This window comes from Trinickia symbiotica, from assembly GCF_003028655.1.
GTDB classification, from domain to species: Bacteria; Pseudomonadota; Gammaproteobacteria; order Burkholderiales; family Burkholderiaceae; genus Trinickia; species Trinickia symbiotica_A.
In genome coordinates this window covers 221024-229930 of sequence record NZ_PYUC01000012.1, presented here as the reverse complement: position 1 = coordinate 229930, position 8907 = coordinate 221024, and the positions used below count along the sequence as shown (strand labels likewise).

Sequence of the window (8907 nt, the reverse complement as noted above, 5' to 3'; positions counted from 1 at the left end):
GGGCATGGAAGTGAAAGCCGTCGAGTTCGTCAAGAGCGGCGCGGAGATTTATCAACGGCAGTAGCGCCACTCCAACCCGCGCGTGGCGTTCGCGCGTCGGCAATGTTCGGCGGCTCACGCCCGTCACGCGCCCGACGGCTCTCACGCCCGTCGGCGCGGATTTCCTTTCGCGGCTCCGGGGCGCATTAGCCTTACAAATCCCTCCATTCGGGCAAAATAGCTAAAGAAACCCGCGAGAGCGCCGATAATTCCGCTGTTGGAAGGCATCGCGTCGAGCGCTCGACTTCGCGCCGCCCAGCCCGGACCCAGTCGTCTACGAGAACCAATGCAAGAGAAAAACACCAGCGCCGCGCGCCGCCCAACGCTGCGCGCGGCGATCGATCTGCTGCTGCGCCGTGGCGGCGCGGCACGGATAGCCGCCCGCGGCGGCGAGACGGGCGGGAGCGATCAGGGCAACGCGTTCGCGGCCAGGCTCGAGCACATCGTCGGCCCCGTCGACTTTCTCGCCCACGTCGACTCGAATCTGCGCTTCGTCTACGTCTCGGAGGCAAGCCTGCGCTTCATCGGCTACCGGCGCGAGTACCTGCGGGCCGTGACGCTGCACGAGCTCGTCGCGGCGGGCGATGTGGCGGCGTTCGACGCGCTCGTCGCGCGCGCGTCCCAGACACGCCAGGTCGAGCGGGCAACGCTGCACCTGATGAAGTCGCTCACGTACCCGATCTCCGTCGAGCTGCGCATCGTGCCAAGCACGCACGAGGGCACGCCCGGCTTCGCCGTCTGCGCGTTCGACGTGACGAGTTGGCGTGCTACGGAAGAGCGCCTCACCTACGAGCTCCACAACGACCGCATGACGGGCCTTGCAAACGGCACGGCCCTCGCCGACCGGATCCGGCTCGCGCAGGACGAAGCCGACGCGAAGCGCACGGCCGCGGCGCTCGTGCTCGTCGATCTCGACGATTATCAGCGCGTCAACCGCGCGCTCGGCTACGACGCCGGCGACGCGCTGCTGCGCGATACGGCGCAGCGGCTGGCCGGCCTCGTCTCGCCGAGCGAGACGCTCGCGCGCCTGACGAGCGACAAATTCGCGGTGCTGTTGCGCGCGGCCACGCGCGACGACGCCGCGGCCGCCGCCGAGGCGCTCGGTCGCCGCTTCATGACGGCCGTGCAGCAGCCCTACACGTTCGACGGCCAGCCCGTGCATCTCTCGGCGAGCATCGGCATCGCGCTTTATCCGGAACCCGGCGTCGACGCCACGCGGCCCGGTCATCACGCCCAGTTCCTGCGCCGTGCCGATCATGCGCTCGTGCAGGCGAAGGCCTCGGGCAGCAACACCCTGGCGTTCCACGCGCCGAGCGCCGATCCGGCCGATGCCGAGCGCCTGAAACTCGAGGCCGACCTCTACGATGGCGTGCGCAACGGCGAGTTCGCGCTACATTTTCAGCCGATCACGAGCAGTACGAGCGGCGGCGTCGTCGGCGTCGAGGCGCTGATCCGCTGGCATCATCCCGTGCATGGGCTCGTGCCGCCCTCGACGTTCGTCCCCCTCGCCGAATCGATCGGCCTCATCAACTATCTGGGCAACTGGGTGCTGAAGGTCGCCTGCATGCAACTCGTGCAATGGGACGCTCAAGACATCGCGCTGCAATACGTCGCCGTCAACGTTTCGCCGCAGCAGTTCCGCGATCCGAACTTCACGCAAAACGTGCGCGACGCGCTTTCGCTCACCGGGCTCGACGCGCGCCGGCTCGTGCTCGAAATCACGGAGAGCCTGCTGATGCAGGACCCCGCCCATGCGAAGGTGCTGCTCGAGGAGTTGACTGCGGCCGGCATCCGCTTCGCCGTCGACGACTTCGGCACGGGCTACTCGAGTCTTGCATATTTGCAACGTTTTCCGCTCGCCAAATTGAAGATCGACCGCAGTTTCGTCGAGAACCTGCTAACCTCTCGCAACGATCAGGCGATCGTATCGGCCTTGGTGGGGCTCGCGCAAACGCTCGAACTCGAGCTCGTGGCCGAAGGCGTGGAAACGGAAGCGCAGCGAGAGCTCCTCACCGAGATGGGCTGCAACCATATCCAGGGATGGCTTATCTGCAAGGCGTTGCCTTCGGAGGAGCTTGCTCAGCGCTTCGCATCGCGGACGTTGCGCCTGCACGAAGCCGACGCAATGATTTAAAGCGTCAAGCGGCAACGCACGCGGGCGGTTCGCGAAGCGTTGCCGCAAATAACACTAACTTGCATATGGTTTTGACGAGATCGACGACATGTTAAAGGCCGCGCTGCTCGACAAGTTGTGGGCGCGCATGAGCGAGCGCGGCGACTTCCCGATGCTGTCGCAGTCGCTGCGTACGACGATGGCCGCGATGAAGAACGACGATCTCGACTTGACGGCCCTCGTGCAGGTCGTACTGTCGGACTTCGCGCTGACGCAAAAAGTCCTGCGGCTCGCCAATTCGGCGATGTACATGGCGTTCGGCGGCAACATCACCACGGTGACGAGAGCGCTCATGGTGCTCGGCATGGATGCCGTCGGCCATCTCGTCGTCGGCCTGAAGATCGTCGATCATTTTCATCAAAGCGCGCCGCATCGCATCGACGCCAAGCTCGAGTTGAACCGCACGATGCTTTCGGGCTGCGTGGCGCGCAAGCTGACCGAGCGCATCGACTTGCGCGCCGGCGAAGAGGCCGTCGTCTGCACGCTGATGCGGCAGGTGGGCAAGCTGCTCGTCGTCTGCTACCTCGAAGCCGAATGGGATGCGATTCGCCGCGAGGCCGAGAGCGGCACGCTCGACGAAGGCGCGGCCTGCTCGGCCGTGCTCGGCGTGAGCTTCAAGGAGATCGGCCTCGAGGCCGCCACGCGCTGGCGGCTGCCCGATATCATTCGCGCCGGCATGGGCACCTACGAGCCGGAGGCGGACGAGCCGCAGCAGGTTCAGTGGCTGCGCGCCGTCACCAACTTTTCGACCGAAGTGGCCGACGCGCTCACGGCGCCGAGCACGGCTGCGGATGAGGTCGAGGCACGGCTCGCGGAACTCGCGCAGCGCTACTGCCACGCACTGTCGACCGAACCCGATGCGCTCGTCGCCACCAGCATCGCGCTTGCGCGCGAAGAAGCCGGCGAAGGCGTCATGCGCGAGATCGACGAGCTGCGGGCGAGCGCCGCGACGATCGCGCGGGCCTCCGTCGACGCCGAGGTGCGCATCGCGGCCGGCATCGAGGATTTGCGCGCGCTGCCTTCGGAGAATGCACTCGCGCCCGTGCTCGCGCTCGCATCGGAAACCGTGCTCGCGAGCCTCGGCTTCGCGCGCACCGTCGTCTTCGTGCGCCAGGCCACGGGCGTTTTCAAGGCCCGGCTCGGCTTCGGGCGCAACGTCGATCACGTCCTGCCGATGCTCCAGTTCGACGAGGCTTTCGAACCGGACGTCTTCCATCTCGCCATCGCGAACTCGGTCGGGATCTTCATCGAAAACGCACAGGATTCGAAGATCGTCGTGCGATTGCCCGCGTGGTACCGCGAGGCGTTCGCCGACGCCCGCGCGTTCGTGCTGCTGCCTGTCGCGGCGAACCAGTCGACGGTCGCGCTGCTCTACGGCGATTGGCTCCACGAGGAGGAGCCGCGCAAGATCTCGCAAGTCGAAATGAGCGCGCTCAACGAGCTGGCACGCGAACTCGGCCGCTTCTTTAACCGCGCGCCGACACGCGAAGTCGAAACGCTCTGATCGACCCGCCGCTAGTTTGCTTTCATCCCTCGGGGAACCTGGCGCGAGGCGCCAGCCTTGAGAGCTTTCTCAATCCTCGAAATGGTCGAGTCCCGCGTGCTCCTCGCTCTGGTCGGCGGAACTCGCCCATGCCGCGGCGGCCGTGGCGAGCTCCGCGAGCTCGCTCGAGCTCAACGGCGCGAGCGCCGCACTCGCGCGATCGAGCGCCGCCCAGTCGGCCCGCTCGAATGCCTCGATCGCATCGAGCAATGTGCCGAGCGTGCCCGTCCGATGCAGGATGGCCGCGCGGATGTGACTGGAGAGCGTGAGCGCCTCCAGCGTCTCTTCGAGCGAGCCTCCGAAAACAGCATCGACGAGCGAGAATACGCCGGTCAGGAACGCGCCGTCGACGATCTTGCGATCCGCCTTTGCAAGGCGGGCAACGGACATCTCCATGAACCGTGCGCGCGTCGCGGCCATCTGCACGAGCGGATCGTCTTCGAGTCGTACCTTGCGGCCGTCGGCGTAAAGCAGCAGCTGTGTCCAGCGCGCGATGCGGTTGGTGCCCGTTGCCGTGATCGCATCGCGCAGCGTCTCCACCTTGCGGCCGATACTCGCCTCCCCGGAGTTCGCGAGACGCATGAGATGCATGACGAGAACGGGGTTCAGCTTCAGTTCGGCTTCGAGCTGGGCCACGGTCGGGTCCGCCGTCAAGAGGCGCAGCAGGTTCAACAGCGCCTGGCGTGGTGCGCTCGCCCGCCGCGTGGCCTGCTTGTGGCCGCGCGCGAAAAAATACCCTTGGAACAGATCGAAATGCGCCGCTCTCGCCCGCTCGAACGTCTCCTGCGATTCCACGCCGAGCGCGATCAGGATTTTGCCGGCCGATTTCAGCGCGCCGGACAGTTTGGCGAGCAGCTCCGGGGCCGCTCGGTCGACCTCGACCTTGATCGCGTAGGCGTAGGGCAAGAGCTTCGCGAACGCCGCGGTCGGCTGCGTCACGTGATCGAGCACGAATCGGTGACGCTTCGCGTGCAACGAGACGAGGCGCGCGACGAGCTCGGTATCGGCCTCGATGTCGGGCGGCAGCTCGAGAAAGAAACGATCGGGGGATATGCGCGCGAACGCGTCCGACAAAAGTAACGCGCGACTGACGTTCAGATAGCCGCGATGCCCGCCGAGCGCGGCGCGCACACCGCTTGCACCGAGCATCGCCAACGTTTGCGCCGCGGCCGCATCGGCCTCGGCGTGGGGCTTGCGCTCGCCCTCATCGTCGAGGGCGATGTCCCCAACGCGGCTCGGCTCTCGCGCGATCAGCTCGAATCCGTGCAAAAGGCCATCGGCGTCGACGAGAGGCTGCCGCGCGGGATGCAAGATCTGCGGGTGCCCCTCAGCCAGCGGAGACTGGCCGCCCGCCTGCAAGCTCACCCCCGTATCGTTCGTGATCCCCATCAGCCTCTGCCCCTTTCGATGCGCTTACGTTTTTTTTATCGCTTCCGGCCGCGACAGCTCCAAACCGGAGCGGATTTCGGCGGATTATACGATGGGGTCGGCGACGGCGATAGGGCGTACGGGACCGCTCGAATGCGCACACAACGAAGCAGCCTGTTGGAGCGACGCCTGCTCGCGGCGCGTATGCTGAAAGCCCGAAGAAGACTGCGAGACCTCTCATGCCGTCCACCCCGAGACGGACGATGACCGCGCTTGCCGCCGCTGCGCTCGTCGGCAGCCATGGCGCTCCCTCGGCGGGCCAGCCGGACGAAGCGGATCATGGCGCGCCGAGCGTTGCGCTGGGGCCCCACTGGCATGGCGACATCAGTCAGTTTCGCCAGCACGACATGCGTCTCTGGCAAAGCGGCCACTGGCGTCACCGCAGGCACGGCGGCCGCCTCGGATGGTGGTGGGTGGTCGGCAGCCTCTGGTACTACTATCCGGGGCCGGTCTATCCGTCCCCGGACCCGTTCGTGCCGCCGCTGGTGGCGCGCCCGCCGGCCGGCGGGCGCTATTGGTACTACTGCCAGTCGGCCGAGCAATACTATCCGTACGTCACGAGCTGCCCCGCGGGCTGGCGTCCCGTGCCGGCCGCGAACTGAACCGGGCTCGCGCCGGTCACTGCCGGCCGTTGCGCAGGTCTCGATACTCGCGCCGAACGATGTCCATCAACTCCGGCACGGATGTGCTCGCCGCCTCGCTTTCGTACGTCACGCGGCCACGCTGCATCAGCACGATGTGGTCGGCGATATCGAGCGTCTGCGCGTAGTTGTGCATGATCATGGCGATCGACAGATCGCCTTTCTGCTTGAGACGGACGATGAGGTCGATGATGAGACCCGCTTCGCGCGCGCCCATCGCGGCAAGCGGCTCGTCGAGCAGCAAAATGCGCGCGTCGGAGTTGACCGCGCGCGCAACGGCGATCGCCTGCCGTTGACCGCCCGAAAGTTGCTCGACGGGCAGATCGACGGACGGGACATGCACCCCGATGTCCTCGAGACATTCCGCCGCGCGCTGCCGCATCGCGCGGTTGTTCAACAGGCGGATCGGCCCGCGATGGACGATCTCGCGGTTGAGAAACATGTTGTGATAGATGCTGAGCGAGTTCGCGAGCGCGAGGTCCTGGTAGACACACTCGATGCCGAGCGCGCGTGCATGATCGACCGATCGTAGCATCGTTTCGGCGCCGTTCACGAAGAGCTTGCCGCTCGTTTGCTGATGAAAGCCCGTCAGGATCTTCATCAACGTCGACTTGCCCGCGCCGTTGTCGCCCAGGATCCCGAGGATCTCGCCGCGCCGCAATGTGATGCTCACGCCGTCGAGCGCGGTCACCGCGCCGAAGCGCTTGACGATATGCTCGACGCGCAGCGCTTCCTCCCCCCCTGCCCCCGACATCACGGCTCTCCCTTGCGCGCGAGACGCATGAGGTGAATGTTGATGATCATCGCGACGACGATGGCCGCGCCGAGGATCATGTTGAACGTGAATGCATTGATGCCGACGAGCGTGAAGCCGTCGTTCAGAATGCCGAGCACCGCCGCGCCGATGAACCCGCCGATGATCGTGCCCGAGCCGCCCGCGAGCGGCGTGCCGCCGATCACGGCGGCGGCGACGGCGAGGAACATGATCTGGTTGCCGCCCGCCTGCGGATCGATCGACGTGATACGAAAGCCTTCGAGTATGCCCGTGAAGCCGGCAAGGACAGCGGCGAGGATGAAGTTGCCGAGCTTCAGCGTGCGGATTTGAATGCCCGCTTCGCTGGCGCCTAGCGCGTTCGCTCCCGCCGCGATCGTATGGAGCCCCCAGCGCGTGTGCCGCAGCAAGACGTGCATCGCGGCGGCAATGACGACCGCCCAGATGATTTCGCTATAGCCCCAGGCCCCCATGAACGATGCGAACGCCTCATTTTCGGGCGGCGTGACGGGCGTGCCTTGCGAAATCGTCAGGGTGAAGCCGTTGACGAAGAACAGCGTGCCGAGCGTGGTGACGAACGACGGAATCCTCAGATAAACCGTCAGCGCGCCGTTCACGAACCCCACGACCGCGGCGGCGAGAATGCCGATCAGCAGCGCCGCCCAGGCGGGCGCCCCCGCATCGTTCGCGAAGTGCATGATGAACGGTGCGAAGGCGAACACCATGCCCGCGGACAGATCGATTTCGCCGCCGATCATCAGCATGATCTCGCCACAGGCGATGATGGCGGCCGGCGCGATGAACTGCGACAGGTTCGTGAGGCTCGCGGACGTGAGCAGAAAGTCGTGATTAACGACCTCGAAGTAAGCGCCGAGAAGCAGCGCTACCACGAGGATGCGAAGCTCGGCAGAGCGCGCGACTTTACCCGCCCGCAGCTTCAGGCGCGCGCCTGCGCTGCGGGAGTCAGCGATGGAAGACATCACGATTTGATCGCCCCACTGTGAGGCACGATCTGCGCCTTGGTGCTCTTGCCTTCATAGCGCGTCGAAGTGTTGAGGTAGGGCTCGACCGTGTCCTTCGTCACGAACTTGAGGCCCGTGTTGATGTTGGCCGGTCCGACGAGCCCGCCCGACGCCAGGAACACGAATGCCTCGAGAACAGTATAGAAGCCCTGGACATAAGGCTGCTGGTCGATCGTGAAGTCAAGCACGCCCTCGTGAATGAGTTGCACGGTGCGCGGCAGCAGATCGAAGCCTCCGCCATGCACGCCCTTCGACTTGAGGTTCGATTCCTTCATCACCTCGGCGACGCCCTGCGTGCTGCCGGCATCGACGGCGAACATGCCTTTCAGGTCCTGGTGCCCGAGGTAGAACGATTTGATCTTCGAGAGCTCCTCGTTGACCGTCGCGCCCGTGGCGATCTGCTGCGCATCGATGTTCTTGCCCGACTTCTTGATGGCGTCCTTCGCCCCATCGAGACGCGGCTGGATGTTGAGCTGACCCGGTGTGGCAATGAAAAGTGCGACGAGCCCGCTATCGATCATGCTGGCGATCCGCTCGCCCATCTGGTAGCCGGACAAGTACAAATCCTGGCCGATATAGGCGAGGCGCGGATTCGATTTACCTGCGGGAGCGTCGGCGTTATAGGCGAAGACCGGAATGCCGGCGTCGAGCGCTTTCTGGATCGGCGCGTTGAAGGCATTCGGGTCGACGATCGGCACGGCGATCGCATCGGCCTTCGCGGCGACGGCCGCGTTCAGCGCGTTCACCATCTCGGAGACGTCGGCGTTGGCCGATCCGGTCCACTGATAGTCCATGCCGAACATCTTGCAGGCGTCTTGGATGCCGTATTGCGTCGGCACGAAGAACGGATTCGTCGTCACATGGTTGACGAAGACAATTTTCCAACGTTTGTGGGCGGGAAAAGGCTCGCCCTCGGCCGCCTGGGCCGGCGTCATCGCTCCGCCCAGTAGAGCAAGGGCCGTCGCCAGACCTGCGCCCTGTAGTAGTCCGCGCCGTGTACCGCTTACTTCTTCCATTTCTTCGCGCTCTTGCGCGACGGCGTCCCGCCGGGCCGCCCCAAGGGACGCCTCAGCCCCCTCGGGGGGCAGCGAACGTAGTGAGCGTGGGGGTACTTTCATGACGGCCTCCTGTTTTTTGTTTCTGGAACGTCACCTCAAACGAGAAAGAAAGCGCCGGCGGAAAACGCGAGCGCTCAGCGTTACAACTGTGCCGCCACCGTGAATGCTACATACGCGCCAGATGGTTACGCAGCAGGCGGCGGGGCCTGAAAATGCTATCTCAGCCGACTA

At 65.3% G+C, this 8907-nt stretch carries 7 protein-coding genes; 3 read left to right on the top strand and 4 right to left on the bottom strand.

Annotation, left to right across the window (positions count from 1 at the left end; translation table 11 throughout):
* Positions 1-412 precede the first annotated feature (412 nt).
* Together C9I57_RS23370 and C9I57_RS23365 are read left to right on the top strand one after the other, a co-directional pair.
* Complete coding sequence (locus C9I57_RS23370; RefSeq protein ID WP_219909904.1) at positions 413-2173, top strand: EAL domain-containing protein; 1761 nt, start codon at positions 413-415, stop codon at positions 2171-2173.
* Positions 2174-2261: 88 nt separating this feature from the next.
* Complete coding sequence (locus C9I57_RS23365; RefSeq protein ID WP_107152988.1) at positions 2262-3716, top strand: HDOD domain-containing protein; 1455 nt, start codon at positions 2262-2264, stop codon at positions 3714-3716.
* Positions 3717-3785: 69 nt separating this feature from the next.
* Here the strand turns inward: C9I57_RS23365 and C9I57_RS23360 are convergent, their stop codons facing one another.
* Positions 3786-5144, bottom strand: a complete 1359-nt coding sequence (locus C9I57_RS23360; RefSeq protein WP_107152987.1) for an EAL and HDOD domain-containing protein — start codon at positions 5142-5144, stop codon at positions 3786-3788.
* Between the two features lie 242 nt (positions 5145-5386).
* Here C9I57_RS23360 and C9I57_RS23355 point away from each other — a divergent pair, with 242 nt between their 5' ends.
* Positions 5387-5785, top strand: a complete 399-nt coding sequence (locus C9I57_RS23355) for a hypothetical protein (protein WP_107152986.1) — start codon at positions 5387-5389, stop codon at positions 5783-5785.
* Between the two features lie 16 nt (positions 5786-5801).
* Here the strand turns inward: C9I57_RS23355 and C9I57_RS23350 are convergent, their stop codons facing one another.
* The 3 genes from C9I57_RS23350 to C9I57_RS23340 are packed head-to-tail and all read right to left on the bottom strand — an operon-like array spanning position 5802 to position 8634.
* Positions 5802-6578 (bottom strand): ATP-binding cassette domain-containing protein, encoded by a 777-nt coding sequence (locus C9I57_RS23350; protein ID WP_107152985.1) that lies wholly within the window; start codon positions 6576-6578, stop codon positions 5802-5804.
* Positions 6578-7576 carry an ABC transporter permease gene (locus C9I57_RS23345; RefSeq protein ID WP_107152984.1) on the bottom strand — a complete coding sequence of 333 codons (999 nt, stop codon included), beginning with the start codon at positions 7574-7576 and terminating at the stop codon, positions 6578-6580. The genes C9I57_RS23350 and C9I57_RS23345 overlap by 1 nt, the downstream gene beginning before the upstream one ends.
* Complete coding sequence (locus tag C9I57_RS23340) at positions 7576-8634, bottom strand: sugar ABC transporter substrate-binding protein (RefSeq protein ID WP_107152983.1); 1059 nt, start codon at positions 8632-8634, stop codon at positions 7576-7578. Before C9I57_RS23340 ends, C9I57_RS23345 begins: the two co-directional genes overlap by 1 nt.
* Between the last annotated feature and the right edge of the window lie 273 nt (positions 8635-8907).